The organism is Enterobacter oligotrophicus (assembly GCF_009176645.1).
GTDB classification, from domain to species: Bacteria; Pseudomonadota; Gammaproteobacteria; order Enterobacterales; family Enterobacteriaceae; genus Enterobacter; species Enterobacter oligotrophicus.
In genome coordinates this window covers 2383309-2407726 of the sequence record NZ_AP019007.1, presented here as the reverse complement: position 1 = coordinate 2407726, position 24418 = coordinate 2383309, and the positions used below count along the sequence as shown (strand labels likewise).

At 55.2% G+C, this 24418-nt stretch carries 22 protein-coding genes; 6 read left to right on the top strand and 16 right to left on the bottom strand.

Annotated elements, in window-relative coordinates:
- The 6 genes from EoCCA6_RS11575 to EoCCA6_RS11550 form a co-directional block, all read right to left on the bottom strand.
- On the bottom strand, positions 1-906 hold the full coding sequence (locus tag EoCCA6_RS11575; protein WP_152082777.1) for a DMT family transporter: 906 nt from the start codon (positions 904-906) through the stop codon (positions 1-3).
- Positions 907-1040: 134 nt separating this feature from the next.
- A complete protein-coding gene (locus tag EoCCA6_RS11570) occupies positions 1041-2420 on the bottom strand; it encodes a carbohydrate porin (protein WP_152082776.1) in 1380 nt (459 codons plus the stop codon).
- A 140-nt stretch (positions 2421-2560) separates the two neighbouring features.
- Entirely contained in the window at positions 2561-2863 is a 303-nt protein-coding gene (locus EoCCA6_RS11565) for a PTS lactose/cellobiose transporter subunit IIA (protein WP_028015653.1), read from the bottom strand.
- A complete protein-coding gene (locus EoCCA6_RS11560; RefSeq protein WP_152082775.1) occupies positions 2863-4245 on the bottom strand; it encodes a glycoside hydrolase family 1 protein in 1383 nt (460 codons plus the stop codon). Before EoCCA6_RS11560 ends, EoCCA6_RS11565 begins: the two co-directional genes overlap by 1 nt.
- A gap of 17 nt (positions 4246-4262) precedes the next feature.
- Positions 4263-5588 (bottom strand): PTS sugar transporter subunit IIC, encoded by a 1326-nt coding sequence (locus EoCCA6_RS11555; protein ID WP_152082774.1) that lies wholly within the window; start codon positions 5586-5588, stop codon positions 4263-4265.
- 11 nt (positions 5589-5599) lie between these two features.
- Positions 5600-5914, bottom strand: coding sequence for a PTS sugar transporter subunit IIB (locus EoCCA6_RS11550; RefSeq protein ID WP_013094822.1), 315 nt, complete (start codon positions 5912-5914; stop codon positions 5600-5602).
- A gap of 293 nt (positions 5915-6207) precedes the next feature.
- Between EoCCA6_RS11550 and EoCCA6_RS11545 the strand changes: the two genes are divergently transcribed.
- Complete coding sequence (locus tag EoCCA6_RS11545) at positions 6208-7158, top strand: LacI family DNA-binding transcriptional regulator (protein WP_152082773.1); 951 nt, start codon at positions 6208-6210, stop codon at positions 7156-7158.
- A gap of 59 nt (positions 7159-7217) precedes the next feature.
- Here EoCCA6_RS11545 and EoCCA6_RS11540 read toward each other — a convergent pair whose 3' ends face one another.
- The 6 genes from EoCCA6_RS11540 to EoCCA6_RS11510 form a co-directional block, all read right to left on the bottom strand.
- Entirely contained in the window at positions 7218-7514 is a 297-nt protein-coding gene (locus tag EoCCA6_RS11540; protein ID WP_152082772.1) for a YicS family protein, read from the bottom strand.
- A 119-nt stretch (positions 7515-7633) separates the two neighbouring features.
- Complete coding sequence (locus EoCCA6_RS11535) at positions 7634-8998, bottom strand: efflux transporter outer membrane subunit (RefSeq protein ID WP_152082771.1); 1365 nt, start codon at positions 8996-8998, stop codon at positions 7634-7636.
- Complete coding sequence (locus EoCCA6_RS11530; RefSeq protein ID WP_152082770.1) at positions 8998-12108, bottom strand: efflux RND transporter permease subunit; 3111 nt, start codon at positions 12106-12108, stop codon at positions 8998-9000. The genes EoCCA6_RS11535 and EoCCA6_RS11530 overlap by 1 nt, the downstream gene beginning before the upstream one ends.
- Positions 12108-13229 carry an efflux RND transporter periplasmic adaptor subunit gene (locus tag EoCCA6_RS11525; RefSeq protein ID WP_152082769.1) on the bottom strand — a complete coding sequence of 374 codons (1122 nt, stop codon included), beginning with the start codon at positions 13227-13229 and terminating at the stop codon, positions 12108-12110. Before EoCCA6_RS11525 ends, EoCCA6_RS11530 begins: the two co-directional genes overlap by 1 nt.
- A gap of 148 nt (positions 13230-13377) precedes the next feature.
- Positions 13378-13947 carry a TetR/AcrR family transcriptional regulator gene (locus EoCCA6_RS11520; protein ID WP_152082768.1) on the bottom strand — a complete coding sequence of 190 codons (570 nt, stop codon included), beginning with the start codon at positions 13945-13947 and terminating at the stop codon, positions 13378-13380.
- Between the two features lie 276 nt (positions 13948-14223).
- Positions 14224-14871, bottom strand: a complete 648-nt coding sequence (locus EoCCA6_RS11510; RefSeq protein ID WP_152082767.1) for a TetR/AcrR family transcriptional regulator — start codon at positions 14869-14871, stop codon at positions 14224-14226.
- Between the two features lie 78 nt (positions 14872-14949).
- Between EoCCA6_RS11510 and EoCCA6_RS11505 the strand changes: the two genes are divergently transcribed.
- The 4 genes from EoCCA6_RS11505 (at position 14950) to nlpA (ending at position 18196) form a co-directional block, all read left to right on the top strand.
- Entirely contained in the window at positions 14950-16464 is a 1515-nt protein-coding gene (locus tag EoCCA6_RS11505) for an MDR family MFS transporter (protein WP_152082766.1), read from the top strand.
- Positions 16465-16581: 117 nt separating this feature from the next.
- Positions 16582-16848, top strand: a complete 267-nt coding sequence (locus EoCCA6_RS11500) for an antitoxin (protein ID WP_152082765.1) — start codon at positions 16582-16584, stop codon at positions 16846-16848.
- Positions 16845-17243, top strand: coding sequence for a type II toxin-antitoxin system VapC family toxin (locus EoCCA6_RS11495; protein ID WP_152082764.1), 399 nt, complete (start codon positions 16845-16847; stop codon positions 17241-17243). The genes EoCCA6_RS11500 and EoCCA6_RS11495 overlap by 4 nt, the downstream gene beginning before the upstream one ends.
- 152 nt (positions 17244-17395) lie before the next feature.
- On the top strand, positions 17396-18196 hold the full coding sequence (nlpA, locus tag EoCCA6_RS11490; RefSeq protein ID WP_152082763.1) for a lipoprotein NlpA: 801 nt from the start codon (positions 17396-17398) through the stop codon (positions 18194-18196).
- A gap of 10 nt (positions 18197-18206) precedes the next feature.
- Here the strand turns inward: nlpA and EoCCA6_RS11485 are convergent, their stop codons facing one another.
- Entirely contained in the window at positions 18207-18887 is a 681-nt protein-coding gene (locus EoCCA6_RS11485; RefSeq protein ID WP_152082762.1) for an EAL domain-containing protein, read from the bottom strand.
- A 75-nt stretch (positions 18888-18962) separates the two neighbouring features.
- Entirely contained in the window at positions 18963-19583 is a 621-nt protein-coding gene (locus EoCCA6_RS11480) for a LuxR C-terminal-related transcriptional regulator (RefSeq protein ID WP_152082761.1), read from the bottom strand.
- A 547-nt stretch (positions 19584-20130) separates the two neighbouring features.
- On the opposite strand from EoCCA6_RS11480, the gene EoCCA6_RS11475 reads away from it, so the two are divergent.
- Positions 20131-20796 carry a response regulator transcription factor gene (locus EoCCA6_RS11475; protein WP_225903512.1) on the top strand — a complete coding sequence of 222 codons (666 nt, stop codon included), beginning with the start codon at positions 20131-20133 and terminating at the stop codon, positions 20794-20796.
- Between the two features lie 43 nt (positions 20797-20839).
- Here EoCCA6_RS11475 and EoCCA6_RS11470 read toward each other — a convergent pair whose 3' ends face one another.
- Entirely contained in the window at positions 20840-21904 is a 1065-nt protein-coding gene (locus EoCCA6_RS11470; protein WP_152082760.1) for a fimbrial protein, read from the bottom strand.
- A gap of 15 nt (positions 21905-21919) precedes the next feature.
- On the bottom strand, positions 21920-24412 hold the full coding sequence (locus EoCCA6_RS11465; RefSeq protein ID WP_152082759.1) for a fimbria/pilus outer membrane usher protein: 2493 nt from the start codon (positions 24410-24412) through the stop codon (positions 21920-21922).
- Between the last annotated feature and the right edge of the window lie 6 nt (positions 24413-24418).

Genomic DNA, 24418 nt, shown 5'->3' with positions numbered 1-24418 from the left:
TCACGCCGATGTCTGAACCCGTCTTCTCGAATCCATTGAAATCAGCACCACCGACGACACAATCAGCAGCGTCCCCAGCCAGTCCGGCAGGGTGAACGCCACGCCAAGCAAAACCACCGACAACAGCGCGCTGCTCAGCGGCTCGGCGCAGCTCAGAATGCTTGCCTTCGGCCCGCCTATCATCTGCGCGCCTTTCAGATACAGACTGAATGTCAGCGCCGTGCCAATCACCACCAGATAGAAAAACGCCAGCAGCAGGCTGCCGTCGATCACAAACGTCGTCCCACGCCCGGCGTAGAACGGCGTTAACATCAATCCCGCGATTAACATGCTCCAGCCGACAATCGGCAGCGTGCCGTAGCGGGCGATCAGCGTCGACGGATACGTGGTGTAAAATGCGGCGGCAAACGCCGAGGCGATGCCGAAGAACAGCGCGGCAGGGGAGATAGAGAGCGAGGTCGGGTCGCCGTGGGTCACCAGCAGAAACGTGCCGATAAGCGATGTCAGAATGGCGGACAGGACAAACACGCCGGGGCGCTTTTTCCGCGCCAGCGCAAACCACGCCACGATAATCGTCGGTGACAGAAACTGCAGCACGGTGGCGGTGGCGGCGTTGGATTTTTCAATCGTCAGCAGGAAGGTGAGCTGCACCGTGAGCGCGCCGACCAGCGAGAAAATCAGCAGGCTGAGGGCGTCTTTGCGATGTTTGATGACCGAGAAAATCTTGTCGCCGTGAACGAAGGAGAGCGTCAGTAAGATCACGCCGGTAAACAGCAGGCGAACCATGGTCAGGTAAGGCGAAGAAATGTGGCTTTTCTCCATGATGTACTGCGCACAAACCCCCGAGCTACCCCATAAAACGGCGGCGATCAGGACGTTCAGCATCCCTTTGCGTGTGGAACCCATGTACTCCCCTGCTATGTTGGTTTTTTTCTAGCATAACATGGGATCTTGCCGGGTGGCGCTACGCTTACCCGGCCTACAAAACCTTGTAGGCCCGTGCAAGCGCAGCGCCGCCGGGCGAAACAAACGACGCTCTACTAGAACCACGCCTCCCACATCGCGCCAACGTTGAAGTCGTCGAGCGTTTCGTCTTTGGTGCCGTTCACGCGCGCGGTGCGTTCGTTATCCACTTTGCCGCCGGTCACGTAGAAGCGCAGCATCGGACGGAACTCCGGCCCCATGGCGATGGACATGTTCTGCGACAGGGTCAGCTTCCAGCCCTTGTTATCGCCGCCGTTGTCGTAATCCACGTGCTGCCAGCCCGCTTCCAGCCAGGTGGAGTGAACGTCGTTCCACCAGTGCATCGGGCGCACGATGGCGTTGTAGTTCTTGCGGTTGTCGGTTTTGTCGCGGCTGTTGTCGTAGTCGTGGAAGGCGAGGATGTACTCCACCTGCGTCTGTGGCGTGAATTTATGCAGCCCTTCGAAGCTGGCGTAGACCGTGGTCAGGTCCTCGGTTTTGTTAAACACGCTGTTGTCCGAGTTATCGGAGTAGCGGGCAATCACCTTGTTCACGCCGCTGTCGTTGGTGTGGCTCAGCACCACGCCGCCTTGCCATGCGTTCAGACGCTCGTCGCTCTCCACCGCTTTCGAATCAAAGCCGTAGTTGGCGTACAGCTCAAGGTCGATCGGGCCGAGCTTCATGCCGTGGATTTTTGAGGTCGCCGCGTAGTTGCCCTTATCGCCTGTGCCGGAACCGCCGGTACAGGTGATGCGCGACGGGTTGGCTTCATCTTCCATCACTTCCGGGCTACAGGATTCCACTGCCGCCACGGTCGCCACGTCAAACTGCACGCCGCCGATGTCGAAGTTCTTCACCCCGGCACCCTGGCCGTCGTGGTTCATCCAGAAGTAATCGTTGATGCCCTGTTGCGGACGCTGGTGGAAGTCGCGACCGGCCCAGAAGTAGGCGTTCGGGTTAGACGCCATAATATTGGTCACGCCCGCGTAGGCTTTTTTCAGGTTAACTTCGTCGCCCCAGTGGTCGATCATCACGTTGATGTCCCAGATAGCGCCGTTTTCACCCTTAAAGGCTTTGGAGAGCTGGAACTCGCCGCCGTTGCCTTCGTTACCCAGTCGGCCAATCGCGGATGCGCCGTTGTAAGAGCCATCTACCGCCACGTATTTCTGATCGGCGGCCTGGAAATGCGCGCCGTAGCGGGCATAGCCGGTAAATTTAATGCCGAACGGAATCGCCATATCCGGGGATTGCGCCGCGCTTTGCGGCTCGGTCACCACGTCCGCTTTTTTCGCGACCGCCGCATCCATTTTGGCCTGACGTTCTGCCAGGGCTTTGTCCACCGCTTTGGCCACAATGGCGTCGATTTGCTCCTGCGTAAATTCTTGTGCAAGTACAGAAATTGGGCAAAGCGCGGCGATAACCGCCATTGTTAATGGAAGTTTTTTAATATTAGTCATGGTTATCTCAATATAGTTTAATTTTATCCAGACAATAACCATCCCGCTCCGATCTGACAGAATATGTCGCTATCATCAGAACAAGTTGATTTATATTTTAAGGTACAGAAATTTTACATTAACGTTTATTTCGCCATAGGCTATCTCTGATATAAATGAATAATCTCTTCGGATAATTCACGCGCCAGCAGGGAGTTCATTAAATGATCCTGCGCGTGAACCATGATTAAGGTCATCGGCTGACGGGCTTCCCCCGCATCCTGCTCGATCAGCTTGGTCTGCATCTTGTGCGCCTGGCGCGCGTAGCCGTCGGCTTCGCGCAGCAGGCTTTTGGCCTCGTCAATGTTGCCCTGGCGCGCCGCGTGCAGCGCTTCAAAGCACAGGCTACGGGACTGACCGGCGTTGACGATAATTTCCATTACGGCTTCTTCTAATACGATCATCACAGTGACTCTCTGTTAAAACTGTTATTCAACGCGGTGGTGGCAAACCACTCTCCGCTCTTTTTGATGGTGCGTTTCTGCGTATTTAAATCGAGCTGGATAAATCCATAGCGATTTTTATAGGCATTGCACCACGACCAGTTATCAATAAATGTCCACATGTGGTAGCCAAGACAATTGCACCCTTCGCTAATACCTTTATGCAGCCAGGTTAAATGCTCAGAAATAAACGCGATGCGGTATTGATCGTTTATCTGGCCATTTTCAATAAAGCGCTGCTCGTTTTCGACGCCCATGCCGTTTTCAGAAATAAAGCAGCGAGGGTTGCCGTAATTGTCGCGCAGGTTAACCAGGATATCGTAAATACCTGGCGCGTAGATTTCCCAGCCGCGATACGGGTTCATCTTGCGGCCCGGCATCTCGTAGCTATCAAAGAACCACTCCGGCATAAACGGAGCCTGCGGGTTTACCGCGCTGTCGCGGCACTTCACGCGACGCGGCTGATAATAGTTCACGCCGAGCAGGTCGATTTTCCCTTCCGCGATCAGGGTACTGTCTTCCGGTTTGCAGGCTGGAAGCTGATCGTATGCTTTCAGCAATGCCACCAGGTCTGCCGGGTATTCACCGCGCAGAACCGGGTCGAGGAAGCTGCGGTTAAACATCAGATCCGCAATGTGCGCTGCCTTCACGTCCGCCGGGTTCTGCGAGCGCGGGTAGGACGGCGTCAGGTTCAGCACGATGCCGATCTCACCCGCGTAATGCCCGGCGCGGTAGGCGCGAACCGCCAGCGCATGAGCCAGTACGGTGTGATACGCCACGGTCGCCGCGCGACGGAAATCCACCACGTTCGGATAGTGAAAATCGTACAGGTAACCACCCTCCACTGGCACGATCGGCTCGTTGAAGGTAAACCAGTGCAGCACGCGATCGCCGAACAGCTCGAAGCAAATCTGCGCATAGCGGGCGTAGGCGTTCACCACGTCGCGGTTTTCCCAGCCGCCGATCTCCTGCATCGCCATCGGCATATCGAAATGGAACAGGGTAATAAACGGCGTGATGCCCTGTTCAATCAGCTCGTCAATGACCTGATTATAAAAATCGACCGCGTCCGGGTTTACTTCACCGATACCGTCGGGGATCAGGCGCGCCCAGCTAATCGAGGTGCGAAAGCTGTTGTGGTTCAGCTGTTTTAACAGCTGAATGTCCGTTTTCCAGTGCTGGTAAAACGTGGAGGTCTGCTGCGGCCCCACGCCGTTGTGAAAACGGTTCGGCTCGCGGGTAAACCAGTAATCCCACGTGGTTTCACCCTCTCGTGACCCTTCCGTCTGGAGAGCGGAGCTTGCGCTGCCCCACCAGAAGTTATCGGGAAATGCGTATTTCATGACTCTTCCTCTTTGACTTAATGGCTTGCTGTTTCAGCGGCACCGACGGTTGCCTGGGCTTTCTGCTCTTCGTTTTTGATGAGCGTACGTTCATAGGCACGCAGGAACGGCAGGTACATCAGCGCGGACATCGCCATGCACACGAGGCACATCACCACCGGGCTGAGCGCCCAGTTTGCCGCCCACGAAGCGCCAATCGGCGCGGGCGTGGTCCACGGCGTTAACGACACCACCTGCGCCAGCCAGCCGAGTTTGGTTGCGCCGTAGGCCAGGCAGGCGTTCACCAGCGGAACAAACACGAACGGGATGAACAGCATCGGGTTCATGATGATCGGCGCGCCGAACAGAATCGGTTCGTTGATGTTGAAGAAACTTGGCACCACGCCCATTTTGCCGATGGTGCGCAGATGCGTGACGCGGCTGCGCAGCAGCAGGAACGCCAGCGGTAACGTCGAGCCTACGCCGCCAATCAGCAGGTAGTGATCCCAGAAGCCCTGCAGGTAAACATGCGGCAGCGCCGCGCCTGCAGCCAGTGCCGCCTGGTTTGCGGAAAGGTTGGCCATCCAGAACGGGTTCATGATGCCGGTGACAATCAGCGAACCGTGGATACCAGCAAACCAGAAGATCTGGCACAGCAGCACGGAGAGCAGAATGGCGGGCAGCGAGTCAGACGCGGACACCAGCGGCTCCAGCAGATGCATAATTGCCTGCGGGATAATCATCCCGGTTTGCGCTTCAATGAACAGGTTCAGCGGATGCAAGGTACCGATCACCACCATCACCGGGATCAGGATCTCAAACGAACGCGCCACGCCGGTCGGCACTTCCTTCGGCAGGCGGATGGTCACGTTGTTCTGCTTCAGCCACGCGTACACACGGGTGGAGTAAATGGCGGTGATAAGCGCGGTGAAGATCCCCTGACCCGACAGATACTGCGTTGAAATTTTGCCGTCGGCATACGGCGCGGCAACCAGCAGGAAGGCCATAAAGGCCAGCAGGCCGGACATCACCGGGTCGAGGTTAAACTGACGCCCCAGGCTCGCACCAATCCCCACCGAAATGAAGAAGGTCATCACGCCCATGCTGAGGTTAAACGGCAGCATCAGCTGTTCGCGGTAGGTCTGGGAGAAATCCAGCCAGCCGCGGGCGAAGCTGTTGGTGGTATCTGCCGAGAACGGCGGGAAGATAAACACCAGCATAAACGAGCCGATGATCATAAACGGCAGCGCGGCGGTAAAGCCGTCGCGGATTGCAATCACATACTTTTGCTGTCCGAGCTTCGCGGCCAGCGGGGTAATTGACTGCTCAATAACCGCGACCATGGATTGATATAACGAACTCATGTGAACACCTTTTAGTGTGCCGCTTCAATGAGCGACAGAGCATAGTCCAGTACCTTATCGCCACGCTGCATGCCGTAGTCCATCATGTCGATGGGCTGCACCGGAATGCCTTTTGTAGCCGCCTTGTCTGAGAGTGTCTGTAACATGTATTTCACTTGCGGTCCGAGAAGGACAACCTGGTATTGCGGAAACTGCGTATCAAATTCGGAAACGCCATACGCATCAATCTTTACCGCCAAACCACGCTCTTTCGCGACATCGACCATTTTGCTGACCAGCAGGCTGGTGGACATCCCGGCAGAGCAGCACAGCATAATCTTGAACATCGACAACCATCCTCAAAGTGTAAAAAGTTATTGCGAGGCTGATTGGACATCATACGGAAACCGGTTTCCATTTATAAAAGACAGAAGTGTGACAACCATCAAGAACCTTTGCTTATGGGGCTTATTACCACGATCTGTGTCACGTAATTTGGCTGTTATGACGTCATTTTGAGTGGAAACGGAAAATCGGTTTCCATGAAAAACGGAAACGGATATACTCCGTACTGGCTATAATGTGAGCCGTAGCGGTAATGGAATTTGCAGGCGCGAGGATTGCCTGCCAGGGGAGAGAGATGTCTACAATCAACGATGTATCACGTCTGGCCGGGGTGTCCAAAGCCACGGTATCACGGGTGTTGAGCGGGTCGCGTGGCGTTAAGGAAGCCAGCCGTCAGGCCGTTCTGAAAGCGGTGGATGAGCTGAATTATCGGCCTAACGTGATTGCACAGTCGCTGCTCAGTCAGTCGACGGGGTGTATTGGCGTGATTTGCGCGCAAGAGAACATTAACCAGACCACCGGTTATCTGTACGCGCTGGAAAAACAGCTTAGCCAGCATCAAAAACATCTGCTGCTACGCTTCGCGCACAGCAAAGCGGAAGTGATGCACGCTCTCGAAGAACTCTCCTGTGGTTTATGTGATGACATCCTGGTGATTGGCGCGCGTTTCCCGCTGGATGTCGAGATGGACAACGTCATTCTGGTCGATTGTATGGAGGCCGATAACGCCAACAGCATCCAGTTCGATCATGCGTTTGCCGCCGAAACGGCCTGTAACTACCTCACCAGCCAGGGGCGTCGCCAGATTGCCCTTATCCACCCGCACGGCAGCGGTTTTGCCGATCAGGTGCTGCTGGGTTACAAACACGCGCTGGAAAAAAACTTCCTGCCCTTTAATCGCAACCTCGTCTTTATGGATGCGACTTCGTCGTCCGTTGCGCTGCAGGAGCTGCTTAACAATGCGAGCACCCTGAATTTCAACGCGCTGCTGGTGGCAGACGAACAGGAAGCTCAGCGGGTGATCCCGCAGCTGCAGGCGTTTAATAAATCGGTGCCGGAGGACATTATGGTCTTCAGCCTGGCCGGGTCACTGCATCTGCCGGGTATTCCGGTGATCCCGGCGATTGAATATTCGATGGACGCCATGGCGGCGCGCATCGTGAGCTGGCTGAATGAAAAAACGCAGATGCTGGGGTCATATGTGCTGCGCGGGGATTTAATTATTCCGGATATGCGTAAGCGGTAAAAATGTTTTGTAGGCCGGGTAAGCGCAGCGCCACCCGGCGAGAAGCACGTGCCCAACCTTCAGTAATCTTCCATACAATCCACCTGGCCCACCGCGGCCCAGTAGTTATCCAGATTGTCACGCTTCATGGCGGTGACGGCGTTCTTGATCAGCAACTGATTGGCCTCGGACGACAAAATCATCGTCTGCCACGCCTTATCGCTCTGCTTTTTCTGTGGCGTACAGGTTTTCTTGATATCTTTCAGTACCTGCTGTTTAAGCTGGGCATCTTTCGCCGGATCGTCCTTTTCCTGCGCGTGGACGAAGGCAGCAAACAGCAGGCAAAGGAGCAGGCAAACCAAGTGTGCAGATTTCATTGAAACCTCCTTTAAAAGTCACATGCTTCCCCTGAAATATATCGTTACATTCCCTCTTGCGACTCAAGTCGAAAGTATGAATTTACGCCTCCCATCGCATGAGAGGCGCTTTCATCATGTTACTGAATCCCACCGCCCAGCGACTGCCACAGCGTAATGCGGTTTTCCAGATCGGTTTGTTGTAATGCAATCAGCGATTCCTGCGCTGACCACAGCGATCGCTGTGCGGTCAGTACCGTCAGGTAATCCCCTGCGCCCGCCTGGTAGCTACGGGTCGCCACATCCAGCGTTTTCTGCTCCGCCGCCACGTATTCACGCTGGGCGTCGAGCTGCTCGCTCAGCGTTTCACGGCGTGCCAGCGCGTCGGCAACGTCTTTAAACGCGCTCTGAATGGTTTTCTCGTAGGTGGCGATCAGCCCTTTTTTCTCCGCTTCCGCATAGCGCAGCTGTGCCAGGTTGTTGCCCCCGCTAAACAGCGGCAGAGTGATGGACGGCGCAAATGACCAGATCTTCATGCCGTGGCTGAACAGAGAGGAGAGCGAATCGCTGCCAACGCCCGCGCTGGCGGTGAGTGAAATGGTCGGGAAGAAGTTGGCGCGCGCCGCGCCGATGTTGGCGTTAGCGCTCAGCAGATTGTGCTCGGCTTCCTGAATATCCGGGCGACGCAGCAGCACGCCGGAATTCACCCCCGCCGGGATCAGCGTGATGGCGTTATCACTCAGGCTCTCCAGCGTGCCGGGCAGCAGGTTCTCTGGCACCGTATCGCCCGCCAGCAGATTGAGGGCGTTTTTGTCCTGCATCACCAGTGTTTGATAGCTTGCCACGCTGGCGCGCGCCTGTTGGTATACCGCCATCGCCTCACTGACGTCCGTGGCCGCAGCCACGCCGACTTCCTGCTGGCGCTTCACAATCTTGAGCGAGTTTGCGGCGCTCGCCATGGTGGACTTCGCCAGCGCCAGATTGCTGTTATCTGCGGCCAGCGTCACCCAGGCCGTGGTCAGCTCGCTGACCATCGTCAGGCGCGTGTTCTGCGCGGTAAATTCGCTGGCAAGCCAGGTTTCCCGCGCGGCGCGGGAGAGGCTCTGGTTACGGCCAAACAGATCCAGCTCGAAGCTGGAGACCGCACCGTTGGCCTCATCGCTGGTGGTCACACCGCTCGCCAGCGTGCGGCTGCGGGTGTGGCTCAGTTCAGCATCCACCGTCGGGAAGAGGGAGGATCGCGTTTCGCCGTACTGGGCGCGGGCGGCATCGATATCCGCAATCGCTTTTTGCACGTCGCGGTTGCTGTTAAGCGCCATTGTCACCACGCTTTTCAGCCGCGCATCATTCATCACCTGCTGCCACTGGCTCACCACGGCGCTGGCTTCGCCATGCGCGCCGGGCAGTGTAGCCGGGACGGGAGCGTCCGGACGTTGATACGTTGGGTCTAACGACACACAGCCTGCGCTCAGCAGGGCTAAGACTAAAACAGAGACACGAAACATTATGACCTCCGGTTCGCGTGCTTACCGGAGAACAGACGTTTCACCAGTACGAAGAATAAGGGAACGAAGAAGATCGCCAGCAGCGTCGCGGCCAGCGTCCCGCCGATGATGCCGGTCCCGATCGCCACGCGGCTGTTGGCTCCTGCGCCTGTTGCGATAGCCAGCGGTGTAACACCCGCAATAAACGCCAGCGAAGTCATGATGATCGGACGCAGACGCGTCTGAGCGGCACGCAGGGCGGCGCGCGTCAGGGAGTAGCCTTCCGCGACTTTCGCCTCGGCAAACTCCACGATCAGAATGGCGTTTTTCGACGACAGGCCGATGGTGGTCAGCAGCGCCACCTGGAAGTAGACATCGTTATTCAGGCCGCGCATTGAGGCGGCCAGCGCCGCACCCAGCACACCGAGCGGGATCACGAGGATGACCGAAATCGGCACCGACCAGCTCTCATACAGCGCCGCCAGACACAGGAACACCACCAGGATGGAGAGGGCGTAGAGGCTCATCGCCTGGCCGCTCGCCAGTTTTTCCTGCAACGACAAACCGCTCCACGCCCAGGTGGTGCCGGACGGCAGATTGTTTGCCAGCTGTTCCATTTTGCTCATCGCTGTACCGGAACTTGCGCCGCTGGCGTTTTCGCCCTGAATCTCATACGCCGCCGAGCCGTTGTAGCGCACCAGGCTTTCCGGACCATACTCCCAGCGCGTGGTGGCGAAAGCAGAGAACGGCGTCATGGTGCTGTCGCTGCCGCGCACAAACCATTTGTTGAGATCTGACGGCACGGCGCGCGTGTCGCTGTCGCCCTGGATGTAGACCTTTTTCACGCGGCCGCGATCGATAAAGTCGTTCACGTAGGTGCCGCCCCAGGCGCTGGAGAGGGTGTCGGTGACGTCGCTCAAAGACAGCCCCAGCGAGACGGCTTTGTTGTTATCAATATCCACCTGAAGCTGCGGCATCTGCGGCAGATCGTTGGCGCGCACCGCGTGCAGCGAGGCGTCCTGGTTAGCTTCACCAATCAGCTGGTTACGCATCTTCAGCAGCGTGTTGCGATCCGTGCCGCCGCTGGCCATCAGCTCAAAGGTAAAGCCGTTGCTCTGGCCTAAACCATCCACCGCCGGGGGCGTCATGGCGAAAATAGTGGCATCCCGAATGGTGCTCAGCTCCTGCGTGGCGCGCAGGGCAATGGCCTGTGCGGTGTTCTCGTCGCCCTTACGCTCGGACCAGTTTTTCAGGGAGACAAACGCCATCCCGGCGTTTTGACCGCTGCCGCTAAAGCTGAAGCCCTCAATGGTGAAGATCACGTCGGTATTGGCTTTCTCTTTGGTCAGGAACCACTCGCGAACCTGGCGACTGATCTCGGCGGTACGTACCGCCGTTGCGCCTGCCGGCAGGGTGTACTGCACCATGATTTCGCCCTGATCTTCCGTCGGCAGGAAGCTGCCCGGCAGTTTCAGCATGGCGAACCCCATCGCGCCGCAGAGCAGGGCGTAGATGGCCAGCATGCCGCCGGAACGGCGCAGGGCGCGCAGGACCTTGTTCTGATAGCCGCGCTCGGTTTTGCCGTAAAAGCGGTTAAACGCGCCGAAGAAGCCTTTTTTGTGCGGGGCCGTGTGGCTCAGAATCGAGCCGCAGAGTGCGGGTGTCAGGGTTAACGCCACGACCACGGAAAGGAACATTGCCGAAATAATGGTGACCGAGAACTGACGGTAAATGACCCCGGTGGAGCCGCCGAAGAACGCCATCGGCAGGAACACGGCGGAGAGCACCAGCGCAATGGCGACCAGCGCACCGGAGATTTCGCCCATTGATTTTTCGGTCGCTTCCCGCGCGGGTAGCCCTTCGTCGCGCATAATGCGCTCGACGTTTTCCACCACCACGATGGCGTCATCCACCAAAAGCCCTATCGCCAGCACCATTGCAAACAGCGTCAGGGTGTTGATGGAGTAACCGAACAACGCCAGCACGCCGAAGGTGCCCAGCAGCACCACCGGTACCGCCAGCGCCGGGATCAGCGTGGCGCGGATGTTTTGCAGGAACAGGTACATCACCACCACCACGAGGATAATGGCTTCGAACAGGGTCTGAATCACGTCCTCAACCGAGATCTTGATGAACTCGGTGCTGTCTTTCGGGTAGGCCACGTCGTAGCCTTCCGGCATCGATTTTTTAAACTCGGCGATTTTCTCTTTCACCGCCGTGGCGGTGTTGAGCGCATTCGCGCCCGGCGAGAGCATCACCGCCATCCCCGCTGCCGGGTGACCGTTCAGCTTCGCGGTAGCGGTGTAATCTTCGCTGCCCATCTCCACGCGTGCGACGTCGCTGATGCGCACGACCGCGCCGTTGGACTGGCTCTTCACGATGATATTTTTAAACTGATCCACCGTCTGCAGGCGCGACTGAGCGCGCACGGTGGCGGTCAGTTGTTGCGCGTTTGACGAGGGCAGCGCACCGATTTTACCGGCAGAGACCTGCACGTTCTGCGCTTCAATCGCGCTTTGCACGTCGGACGGCATCAGCGAGTACGACGCCAGCTTCGCCGGGTCGAGCCAGATGCGCATCGCGTATTCCGCCCCGAACACCTGCAGGCTCCCCACGCCTTCCACGCGCGCCAGCGGGTCCTGCATATTACTCACCAGCCAGTCGGCGATATCCGAGCTGCTGGCGGTGTCGGTTTTATCGTACACGCCCATGATCAGCAGGAAGTTACTCTGCGATTTTTGCACCGTGATACCGGACTGTTGTACTTCGGTCGGCAGGCGCGATTCCGCCTGCTGGACTTTGTTTTGCACCTGCACCTGCGCGGTGTCCGGGTCGGTCCCCTGTTCGAAGGTGACATTAATGCTCACCGAACCGTCCGAGCTGCTGGTGGAGGTGAAGTAGAGCAGGTTATCCAGCCCGGTGAGCTGTTGCTCAATGACCTGGGTCACGCTGTTTTCCAGCGTTTGCGCGGATGCGCCGGTATAGGTGGCCGAGATTTTGATCGACGGCGGGGCGACGTCCGGGTACTGCGCCACCGGCAGCGTGCGGATCGCCAGCATCCCGGCGAGCATGATGAGAATGGCGATCACCCAGGCAAAGACCGGGCGACGCACGAAGAAACGGGAAAACATCAGGCGTTTCCTCCGGTGGCTTTCATCTCTTCGGCTTTCACTTCCTGTCCGGCGGTGACTTTGTCGGTGCCTTCCACAATCAGCTTATCGCCCGCCTTCAGGCCGCTCAGGACCAGCCATTTGTCGCCGTAGGTGTCGCCCGTTTCCAGTTGACGCTGCTCGACCTTGTTGCTGGCATTCACCACCAGCGCGGTGGCATTGCCTTTCGCGTCGCGGGTAACGCCCTGCTGTGGCGCGAGGATCGCATCGCTCATGATGCCTTCATCCACTCTGGCGCGGACAAACATGCCCGGCAAAAGCTGATGTTGCGGGTTCGGGAAGACGGCGCGGAGGGTCACCGAGCCGGTCGATTCATCCACCGCGACTTCGGTGAGCGCCAGACGGCCCTTTTCGCTGTAGGTACTGCCGTCTTCCAGAATTAACGCCACGCTCAGCGTATCGCTGTTGGTGGCGAGGGTTTGCTTACGTAATCGCAGCAGATCGGCGCTGGAACGCGTCAAATCGACATACATGCTATCCAGACCGCGAATGGTGGCGAGGGCCGTATCCTGCTGAGCGGTTACCAGCGCGCCAGGCGTAACGGAGGAGATACCGATGCGCCCGGAAATTGGCGCGGTGACGGTGGTCCAGTTGAGGTTAATGCGGGCGCTCTCCTGCGCGGCTTTCTTTGACTCGACGCTGGCCTTGTCCTGCGCGCAGGTGGATTTGGCGTCTTCGGCATCCTGACGCGACACGCCGTCGTCTTTCACCAGTTGCGCATAGCGCTGGGCTTTCTGGCAGTCGGCCTGCACCAGCGCCTGCGCCTGTTTCAGCGCCGCCGCCGCTTCATCGTAAGCGGCGCGGTAGCTGGCGGGGTCAATCTGATACAGCGCCTGTCCCGCTTTCACGGTATCGCCTTCGGTGAAGAGCCGCTTCTGGATAATGCCGCCCACCTGCGGGCGCACTTCGGCGCTCATCGCGGCGGTGGTGCGGCCAGTCAGTTCACTGACGACGGAAACTGGCTGGCTCATAAGCGTGACAATCCCCACTTCCGGAAGAGGACGCTGGGGAGCAGATGTTTGCGCATTATCGCACCCTGTCAGGAGGAGTAATGCCGCGATGGAGGTTGTTATGGTTTTCATAATCTTTTTCCAGGGTGAACGAAGCCTGCCCTGTTAATGGCTTAACAGGGAGGAGGGCTATTTAAAGGCACAGCGATACCGCATCTCCGGCAGAGCCGGAAATGAAATAAAGGGGAATTACCTGTTCCCGCTAATTATTCGAATATGATTACTTCGCAGTGAAAAGCATATTTAAAATATCCTGATAAATGGGCGCTAATTGTTCTGAGGGTACTTTTAACGGCGTAAGTCGACGGTAAATCGTTCCCTCGATCATTACGGCGGTAATCTCCACGCAGCAGCGAATATGTTCATCGCTCAGGTGGGGGAACTGCTTTTTAAGATGCGCACAGGCGTTAGAAAACATGCGGGCTTCCGCTTCAACTAACATGGCCGCAACCTGCGGATTGCGCGTGGCCTCAGCGGACATTTCGAGCATCAGCGCATCATCATCTTCGCTGAGGGTTTGTCGCCAGGCGAGCGCCTGCGGCATCCCTTCTACCAGCGTTTTACCCTGCATCTCCGCAATGCGTGAGTCAATGATGCGACGGATCATCTCTTCGATAATCGCGTCTTTGTTACTGAAATAACGGTAAATTTGCCCGACGCTGAGCTTCGCCTCGCTGGCAATTTGCGACATGCTGGCGGCGTGAAACCCGCTGGCGCGAAAGCAGCGGCGCGCGGCGGTGATGATCTCGTCCTGACGCTGTTTTTGTCGTTCTTCCAGTTTTGTACTCATTGTCGGCTACCGTGTAAAAAGTGAGAATGATCGTTCTCATTATACGTTTTAGGTGCGTATTGGAAAGGCTTTTTTTATTTACATATTGAATGAATATTTCCAGGTATAAACAATGGAGGAAATAAGGAGTTTTTATGAAGGTTAAGCTGTGAGATATTCAGATTGCGCTGAAAATAAGGAGAGTAATATGCATCTGAGCACGACTGATAATGTCACGCCGCAAGAAAAAGAAGCGTTATTAACGGGGTTGAGAGCCTGTAACGGTGCATTAAATCGTTAACCCCCGATCCCATTACCAATTACAGCCAGCGCATGACGCACAATTATCTCCGGCGAGAGAGCTTGTAGCCTCTCGTCATTGCGCATGCGTGAGAACGGCACCAGCACCAGGCTCAGTAAGGTGGTAAACAGCAGTTCCGGCGCAAGCTCCCGGTTCAGTTTCCCTTGCTGCTGCCAGCCTTTGATGGTGGTTAGCGTCGTCTGATATTGCTCATCGCCAAACCGCGCCTGCAGATGCATGCGCAGAACCGGCATTTCACCAATTACCTCCTGCATCCACAGCGGTGCAAACCAGTGATGCGTTTCGGCCAGCTCAGCCAGCACCTTCACCATTTCCGTGAGGGCATTAACTGGCGAATCCTGGTTGTTGGCGAAAATGGTGCCAATTTTGCTGCGTAAGGGCAGGAAACGCTCCTCAATCATTACATCGAGAAGTTGCTCTCTGGAATTAAAGTAGTAGTGCAGCATCGCAGGCGTTACGCCCGCTTCTTTGGCAATGGCGTTCAGTGACGTGTTGGCGATCCCCTGGCGAGAAAAGAGGTTCAGGGCGATATCCAGCAACTGCTCGCGGCTGGCGGTAATGCGCTTGCCACCGCGAGGGCGTCCGGGACGGCGGGGTTCAGAATTGTCCTTTTGTGCTGGCATGGTCACGGGATCTCTTGATCTTATTCATCACTTCCACAAATATTAATTATACGATTAATTAATTTCAAGCGATCTCTTATGGAGTCCGACGTAATGACTCAAACCCAATCTGCCGCCGGGCAACACGCGCCGTCGATCAAGCTGCTGTTCAGCGCGCTGTTGCTGGTGATGCTGCTCTCTGCGCTTGATCAAACCATCGTCTCCACGGCGCTGCCAACCATTGTCGGTGAGCTGGGCGGGCTGGATAAGCTCTCATGGGTAGTCACCGCCTATATCCTGAGTTCGACCATCGCGGTGCCGCTGTACGGCAAATTTGGCGATCTGTTTGGCCGTAAAATCGTCCTGCAAATTGCGATCGTGCTGTTTCTGGCCGGTTCCGTACTTTGCGGACTGGCACAAAATATGACCCAACTGGTGCTGATGCGCGCCCTGCAGGGGCTGGGCGGTGGTGGCCTGATGGTCATCAGTATGGCTGCTGTAGCAGATGTGATCCCGCCTGCGGAACGCGGCCGCTATCAGGGGCTGTTTGGCGGCGTGTTCGGTCTGGCGACGGTAATCGGGCCGCTGATCGGCGGATTTATCGTGCAGCACGCCTCCTGGCGCTGGATTTTCTACATCAACCTTCCGCTGGGGTTGTTTGCGCTGCTGGTGATTGGTGCCGTGTTCCAGGGCAGCTCCCGTCGCAACAAACATGAGATTGACTACCTGGGGGCGATTTACCTCAGCATGGCGCTGTTGTGCATCATCTTGTTCACGACCGAGGGTGGAACAATCCGCCCGTGGAGCGACCCGCAGCTGTGGTGCATCCTGGCGTTCGGCCTGACGGGGATCGCCGGGTTTATCTATGAGGAGCGGCTGGCGTGGGAGCCGATCATTCCGCTGTCGTTGTTCTGTAACCGTAGCTTCCTGCTCTGTAGCCTGATTGGTTTTATCATCGGGATGTCGCTGTTTGGCTCGGTGACGTTCCTGCCGCTCTATCTGCAGGTGGTAAAAGATGCCACACCAACGCAGGCCGGTTTGCAGCTGATCCCGTTGATGGGTGGGCTGTTGCTGACGTCGATTATCAGCGGGCGCATTATCAGCCGTACCGGGAAATACCGCCTGTTCCCAATCCTCGGCACGCTGCTTGGGGTGGTAGGGATGTTTTTACTGACGCGAATTTCGATTCACTCTCCGACCTCGCAGCTTTATCTGTTCACCGGCGTGCTGGGAATGGGGCTTGGGCTGGTGATGCAGGTACTGGTGCTGGCGGTGCAAAACAGCGTGTCTGCCGACCAGTACGGCGTGGCGACTTCCGGTGTGACGCTGTTCCGTTCTATCGGCGGGGCCATTGGCGTTGCGCTGTTTGGCGCGGTGTTCACGCATATTCTGCAATCGGGTCTGATGGAGCGTATACCGGAGGGGGCCGAGCTGCCACGTGAGCTGAACCCAACGGCCATTCACCAGTTGCCGGATGCGCTGAGACTGGATTATCTGGATGCGTTCGGCTCGGCGATCCACGCCGTGTTCCTGCTCGCGGCAGGGATTATGGTGCTGGCGTTTGTGTTGTCGTGGTTTCTACGTGAAGCACCGTTGCGACGCGGGCAGGCGTGAGGTTAGCGATTCGGCTATTTATTGCGAGTCGCTTTCTGAAATTGAAGCGTCGTGCTTGTCTTGCCTTCTCGTCGTAGCGCATGCTCTGGTCAGGTCAATAAACCAGCAGAGGTTGCAATGGAGCGCACAGCAAAACTGATCAAAAAGGGGCGAAAGCAGGTTGTTGTTCTGCCCGCTGAGTTCGCATTTGATGCAGAGAGTGTCTACATCCGCCGTGATGAGGCAGGGAATGTTGTTTTGACGGCAAAGGCTGCTCAGGTAAAAAGCTGGGATAATTTCTTCCGGCTTCTGGAAAATACCAGTGTGCCTGATTCATTTCTGAACAAGGAGGAGAGAAAGCAGAGTGTGACGAAAAGAGACCCTCTGGATGGGGTTTGTTCATGAGGCATATGCTTGATACGAATATTGTGAGCCATCTATTTAAAAAACATCCTGAAGTTGTCACCCGTATGGCTTGTTTGGCTCCAGGGGATGTCTGTATTTCGAGCATCACGGAAGCGGAATTACTCTATGGTGCCGATAAGAAGCAGAGCATCGGCCTGAAAGAGACAATATTATCTTTTCTTGAAACCATCACTATCTGCGACTGGGATAGCGAAGCCGCAGCCACCTATGGCGAGCTGCGTGCGGCAATGGAAAAGAAAGGGAAAGTGATGGGGGATCTCGATCAGTTGATTGCTGCGCATGCTATTAGCCGGGGCACGACGATTGTGACTAACGATCGTGCGTTCGGGATGGTGCAGGATCTCACGGTTGAGGACTGGACTACCGTAGCCTGATGCCCATCGCCCGGTGGCGCTACGCTTACCGGGCCTACATTACTCGCGCACCGACATATAACTTATCCTTCTTATTGATTCCTTTTCGTTTTTTAGCGTGCCGTCGCGTTGTCGATATAGTTACTAAAACATCTGTCAAAAGGAACTGTCTTGTGAAATGTCGATTGGGTGCGCTTCTCCTGACCGGCCTGCTGCTTGCAGGCTGTGATCAAAGCAGCAATGATGCCAGACACATTAAAGTCGGCGTGATTAACGGTGCCGAACAGGATGTGGCAGAAGTTGCCAAAAAGGTGGCGAAAGAGAAGTACGGTCTGGACGTAGAGCTGGTGGGTTTTAGCGGCTCGCTGTTGCCCAACGATGCGACTAACCAGGGGGAACTGGATGCCAACGTTTTCCAGCATCGCCCGTTCCTGGCGGAAGATAATAAAGCGCATAACTACAAGCTGGTTGCTGTCGCTAACACTTTCGTTTTCCCGATGGCGGGTTATTCTCGCAAGATTAAAGCGGTGTCTGAACTGAAGGACGGCGCTACCATTGCTATTCCAAACGATCCAACCAACCTTGGCCGCGCACTGCTGCTGTTGCAAAAAGAGAAGCTGATTACCCTGAAACCTGACGTGGGCCTGCTGCCCACCGCGCTGGATATCACTGCCAATCCCAAAAGCCTGAACATCATGGAACTGGAAGGTGCACAGCTTCCGCGTGTGCTGGATGACCCAAAAGTGGATGTTGCCATCATCAGCACCACCTACCTCCAGCAAACCGGGTTGTCTCCGGTTCACGATAGCGTCTTTATTGAAGATAAAAACTCGCCCTACGTGAACATCGTGGTAACGCGGGAAGACAACAAAGATGCAGAAAACGTAAAAGCGTTTATTCAGTCTTATCAGTCACCTGAAGTGGCGAAAGCGGCGGAGACTATCTTTAACGGCGGCGCGGTGCCGGGCTGGTAATCTGCTGGTCTTAGAGCGTCACACGGGCATCAATTCGACTTTCCGGCCAGAGAAAACCCTGGCCGAACTGCGCCTCTGTTGCGCGGGCTCGCTCCAGATCCTGAGAATTTTCAATCCCTTCGATGAGGACAGGCTTCGCAATCTCACGTCTGACGTAGTGGATAAACGAGGCAAGCTGCGTGTGTCTCTTCAGCTCTGAACGATCGATTTTTACGCCGTCCACCGGCAGGGCAAGACGCACGTAGTCTTCTGCCAGTTCGTGTGTCAGGTCATCCAGCCAGATTTTCCAGCCAGCGGCTTTCAGCCGGTGCAGCGTTTCATGAAGCGTGTGTTGCTCCGCTTTACTCATCCGGGTCGGGGTCAGGGGGTCCTGAATTTCTATCGTTAAACGCTGCTGATGACGTAACGCGAGCAACAAACTGATCGCCTGGGCGTTGAGAAAATGTTCTGCTGGCAGGTTTAGCCAGTAATGGCCCCGCCCCGGCATCTGCAGAAGCGTATTAGCCTGCCAGAAAAAAATCTGCAGCGCGCAACGTGAGGGGAGCGACGCAAAAAGCACCTCAAGATTGACGTTGTGGATCTCCACAAGGACTTCGTGGGCGACAACCTGGCCTGAACGAAAATCAATAAGAGGCTGGAATCGCAGCCCTGAAATGTTCTGCAATACAGGAGAAGGAAGAACGGTATACATGGCAGCGCCTTCAGGAGATAAAAAAAGGTTCCCGCGGACACGGGAACAAAAGGCAAACGACACACGGTCAAATAGTTAATTCAATATCCAGCGGATGCTTTGATAGAACGACGGGCCCCGCACGGCTTTTAGCTTATTCATGGCATTGTTTTTATAAAAATAAACAAGCCTGACGTTGCAACCTAACTGTCGTGCAATTTGCTTGGTTTTGAGGTTGCAGGAATAGCCGCGCAAGACGCTGGCTTCCTCGCTGGACAATCTGGCCTGCGTGCGTTGTCGGGTCGTCATGCTGACCTTGTAAAGGCCGGACTCTTGCGGCGTCTGGCTCATCAGAATCTGCCAAAGTGCTTTGATATCCCCCAGCGACACTCTTTTACTGATCACGCCATCAACATGTTTAAATTTCAAATAGCCCACGGACAGCGAATAAATATAAATTTTTGCCCCTGGCTGTTTCTCTTTAATACATAAAATGTCGTCGTTGGTCGTTACCCTGAAATGGCGCGTATTCAGCGGATCATAAATGATGATATCAAAGCACTGTTCGCTTAGGGCAAGGTCTTCGATATTGGTAAACCCATGAAAAAAGACATCCTGTTGCATATCATTATCACGATTCACAAGGTATTGCAGGCCAATCATTGTGAATTCGCAGCTATCAACAACAGCCACATGTATTGTTTTTTTGTTTGACATTGGCTTTCTCCTTTCGCTGAGCAATCAGTCCATATAAGAGAAGGTGGCGGCCTCGCGATTTCTTAATTGCAAAAAGAATAGCGAACACCTCTTTTTTTAAATGTAATGTGATGGCGTAAATGTAAGCCAACCGAAACAGATGAGTAAAGGAAATGCTAATTGTTAGGGGAAGATAAAATTGAAAAATTGTTTTAATGATATATATTATCTCTTTAATCTTTTCATGACATTCAAATCAGATTTTTATCCTGATAACGCGCGAAACATAAGCATTGCTCTGGTGTTTAATGCCGTTAACCCACGGTTTTTTCGTGGTTTTACGGGTGTTACAGGAGAAATAATCATAGTCAGAAACGCGCAAGCCTTCGGTCCTGCCAATGTATTAAGATGACAGTTAAGAATAAAATAGAAAAAATTCTATTAATTTAATATGGTTGTTCAGATTTTTAGCATTCAGGAGGATAAAATCCTGGCGCGAAGAGGTTGTGAGCCAGGGATGCATAAACTATTATCGGCTTTTCTCCGGTTAAGATAATTCAGAAATGATATGATTAATGCTGAAAATCCCGTCAGGGTGATGGTGTTCTACAAAATAAATCTCTTTCAGGAAATAATATCCCTTGCGCTGCAAAATATCCTTCCTGATTATTCGCTTCACATCACGATAGTCGATTCCACTGAACAGCTTCTGGACGCGCTTGCTGATAATGATGTCGATATATTTTTTACCGAGTTTAATTACCTCCTCAATCATAAGGAGTGGAGTACGGAAACCAGCAGTCGATTAACGAGCCTGTGTAAATCGCGCCATGTCAGACGCGTACTCTTTGTTCCTGAATTGCATTATGGGCTTTTAAGAAAAGTTCTGGAGATGAAGTTTGAACTGACTATCAGCCTGCAGGACGAAATGGCGGAGCTGAAAAATGAATTACGAACGTTAATGGTGACCGATGCGCAAAAGCCTGTTGTCTCGACCTGGCTGCGGGGAGTGATGCGTGCCGGATCGCGCTCGCGTTCTGTGCTTTCCGCCAGAGAGTGGGAGGTGATTCACCTTATTGTTGAGGGATATACGGTGACGGAGATCGCGCGTCATCGAAACCGTTCCATAAGTACCGTCGCCACGCAGAAACATAATGCGATGAAAAAACTCAATATTTCCAGCCACAGTGAGCTGATTAAATATCTGCATACGGTTGGAAAAATGGGCAGTTAAATCATGAATAGCCGGAATGTGTACCCATTCCGGCCGGTGTGTGTCAGGGATAAATAATATTCAACGTTGCTGAGGTATTCATCTTTCCCTGCGTCAGTTTCGCGGGAGACCAGACGTAATAGTACGCCGCCATCGGAAGGGTGAAATGTTCGCTCAGCGCACCACCTGCCGCCACGTTGAAAATCATTGTGGCGTTTCCACGGCTGGTGGTGGACGTCGAGAATGTCACGGGCATCTGCGGGTTATCTCGCTTGATGAGCCGCAGGCCAACGCCCTGGGCGGCACTGCTGCTGCTGTCGACCAGCACCGAGCTGTCGGTTGACAGCAATTGCGTGCTGGAAAGGAACATCTCAATCGCCCGGTCTGAATTGCCATTTACGCTCACGTTCTGACAGCTCATATTCAGCGTAAAAGGTGTCAGCCCTGGCTGAGCCGAGGCGCTGAGCTGGGGGATACCGAGCGTCGGGAGATTGACGGTCAGCCCGGCATTATCGAACGAGCAGGTGGTCAGTTTCGGTGCATATTTGATGGTCATTGGCTGGCCAAACATATCCCGGTTGTCATAAGGCCACTGAAAGCCGCTGAATAACCATTGCACAATCTTCACCATCTGATTAATCGGCCAGGTGATGATCTCCCAGAATGACATGCCGCTCATATCGCTGACGAACATCACGTCGCTCATGTTCGCCGTGTCTCCCGTGAGCGTTGTACCGCTCTGGCTGACGAGCGTGAAACGGACGGTAAAAGGCGTATTAAGCTCTGAGGCGGTGTGGCTACCGCTTGCGGCCAGCGTTTTGTTGGCCTGCGTGCTGGTGATCTCCGCGCGCACCATATACTTATTATTACTAAAGCCCAAAATCGTGGCGTAGCTGTTGTCGGTCGACAGGATCGGTGTGTATGAAAACTCGCTGTTGCCGGTTGAGCAATTAAACGAGCCGCTGTATTGCGTGGTAAAACTTCCTGTCCATGTCGGCGTGGCCGGGCTGAGCTTATCGGACAAATCGATGCTGATCGGTGTGCCATAGACAATGCTGCCACCGGAGCAGGTAGCGTAGCTGGCTGTGCTGATGCAGAGCAGCGACAGAAAAGTGAATAACCGTATCATATTGATATTCCGTAATTAAAGGCAAACCGATGGCGGATTGTTCAGCCCCCACGCTGGCGTGGTGATTTCGCACTTTCCGCCACGGAGATGGACGTTAAGGACGCGCGGCGGCTGTTCGGCGCGGATGTACAGCACGCTTGCCTGGCCGACATAGCCGACCGATCCACCGTTTTCATCAAGCACTTCCGTTCCAAAAGGCAGCGGTTTGCCGTTGGCGCGCGTGGCCTGTAACACCCACGACTGACGTTTGTCAGTCTCAAAACGGACGTAATTGACTGCTCCATCGTAAGGCGCGACGTTAGCCATATTGCCGAGCACCTCAGCACCCGAGCTGTTTGCTGTTTCTGACAACGTGATGGCGTTTTTACGGTACGGCGTGGCGTATGGCACCAGCGCGACACCGTCGTGGTTGGTCACGATACTTTCGTCACCATTGACCATCAGCCCTTCCGCCTGCGGCGCATCCACGATGGTCATGGTCGTACCGGTTTCGTTAGAGGCGAGGAGGTGCCACGGGAAGGCGACCAGGCTGCCGCGACCGCTGAGGCCCGTCTGACGGTAATCGGAGGATTCACTGTATGAGCCACCCAGCGTGGCAAAATTCGAGCGATACGCGGTATTCACGCTTGCCGAATTATGTCCCCCGCGGGCGTTGCTGCCGGAGAGGGTATAACTTAAGCGGTTCGACGCCAGCGCGTTGCCGCTCATACTGATATTGCTCTGCTCGTAATGCGAATCGCTGGCCGTCAGGCTGGAGGTGAGCCACGCATTGTTATCAAACAGCGAGAACGGCAGGCTAAGGGAGAGATAAAAGCGCGTCTCTTCTTCACTGTTGCTGTTGCGAACCCGGCTGGCCGAAACGGTATAACTGGCGCGGCCAATCGAGTTTGAGTAACCCGTCTGGTATTCACGTGTGGTTTGCTGCGAATTCCAGTAATCGCGCTGCGTGCCGGAAATAAAGACCGTGCCCCAGTTATCAGCCAGGCGCTGGTTGAGGTTGAGCGTGAACGTGTTTTTAGGCTGCGCGGCACGCAGGGCATCCCATGTGCTTAGCGACATCTCCGGGGCGACGCCGAATTTATCTTCATACTCGTCGTATTGCGCTTTCAGGCGCTGATAACCTTCTCGCGAATAGAGCGCATCGCTGAAGCTGTAATAGCCTTTAGTGGAATAACGGTAGGCTGCCAGCGTGAAGTTGGTGGCCGTGGTGTCGATAAATTTACTGTACGACACGCGAAAGCTCTGGCCGCTGTCTGTGCGATCCTGCAATGTGGTTTTTGCCTGCGTGACGTCCACAGAGACCGCGCCAAAGGGAAGGTTCCAGCCGGTTCCAATAAGCCCGGCCTGGTAGTTATCGCTGATAATCATCCCGGTGTAGCCAGTGATGAGATTATTAAATCCGTAACGCAGCGTAGCCTGCAGGAAAGCCGGTTCTGCATCGAGCGTGTTTTGGTGCACTTTACCCGCCACAACGCTGTACTGGCTGACGCCCTCTTTCAACATGCCGGGCACGGCTGAGAATGGCACCGTGAAGGACTGCTGTGAACCATCGGCCTCGCGCACGACAACTAACAGGTCCCCGGCCGAGCCGGTGGGTTGAATACTGTCGAGCGTGAACTGGCCCGGCGGAACGTTCTCCTGATAGATGATGTTACCGTTCTGGATCACCTTCACCAGGGCGTTGGTACGCGCGACGCCGTGCACTACCGGCGAGAAACCTTGCTGCGAGTTGGGCCGCATTTTCATGTCTGACGCCAGCGATACACCGCGCACGCGGAGGGAATCAAACAGATCGCCTGGGATATAAAAATCACCCATCGTCAGGTTTGATTTCAGCGAGGCCAGGGGGCGACGCAGGTAACGGGTATTGTTTTGCCAGCTACTGTCGCCGCTGGCCGTTTTACGCCAGGTGCTGCTGTCGCGAAACTGCCAGCCGAACAGGTTGGCACCGGAATCCAGTCCGGCATAAAAATCATCGTTCGTCTCTTTGGAAGTCCCTTTCGCACGGGTGTTGTACCAGGTGGTATTCCAGGAGAGCATGAGCGCGGGTATCCCTTCATCCCAGAATTGCGGGGCAATATAGCCCTCTTCGGTACGCAGCACCGCCGCCTGCGGAACGGTGAGCGCCAGGCTCAACGTGCTGGTATCGGTTTTGACCTCTCCGCCCTGCACCAGATCGTGCAGTTGTACCTGGCCCTGGGTAATAGCGGGGGCAGGCAGTGATTGGGTGTTAATGCCGAGCGTTTGCGCATCTTTCCAGGCAAGCCGAATGTCATCACGCTGTTCGCCGTAGGTAACGTTATAGCGCCCCTTCCAGCTACCGTTAACGTAGATATCCATCTCCTGATTGCCTGCTGGCATGGCGTTATTTTCATAGAAGCGTGACAGATCGGACTCACCGGATGCGCCAGCAAGCAGGGAGGTATCAAACGACACGGCCCCGGATTTATGCGAAAGCAGAAGCGAGCAGACTGCCAGAAGGTAGAGCCTGTTTTGTTTCAATTTCATGGTGAG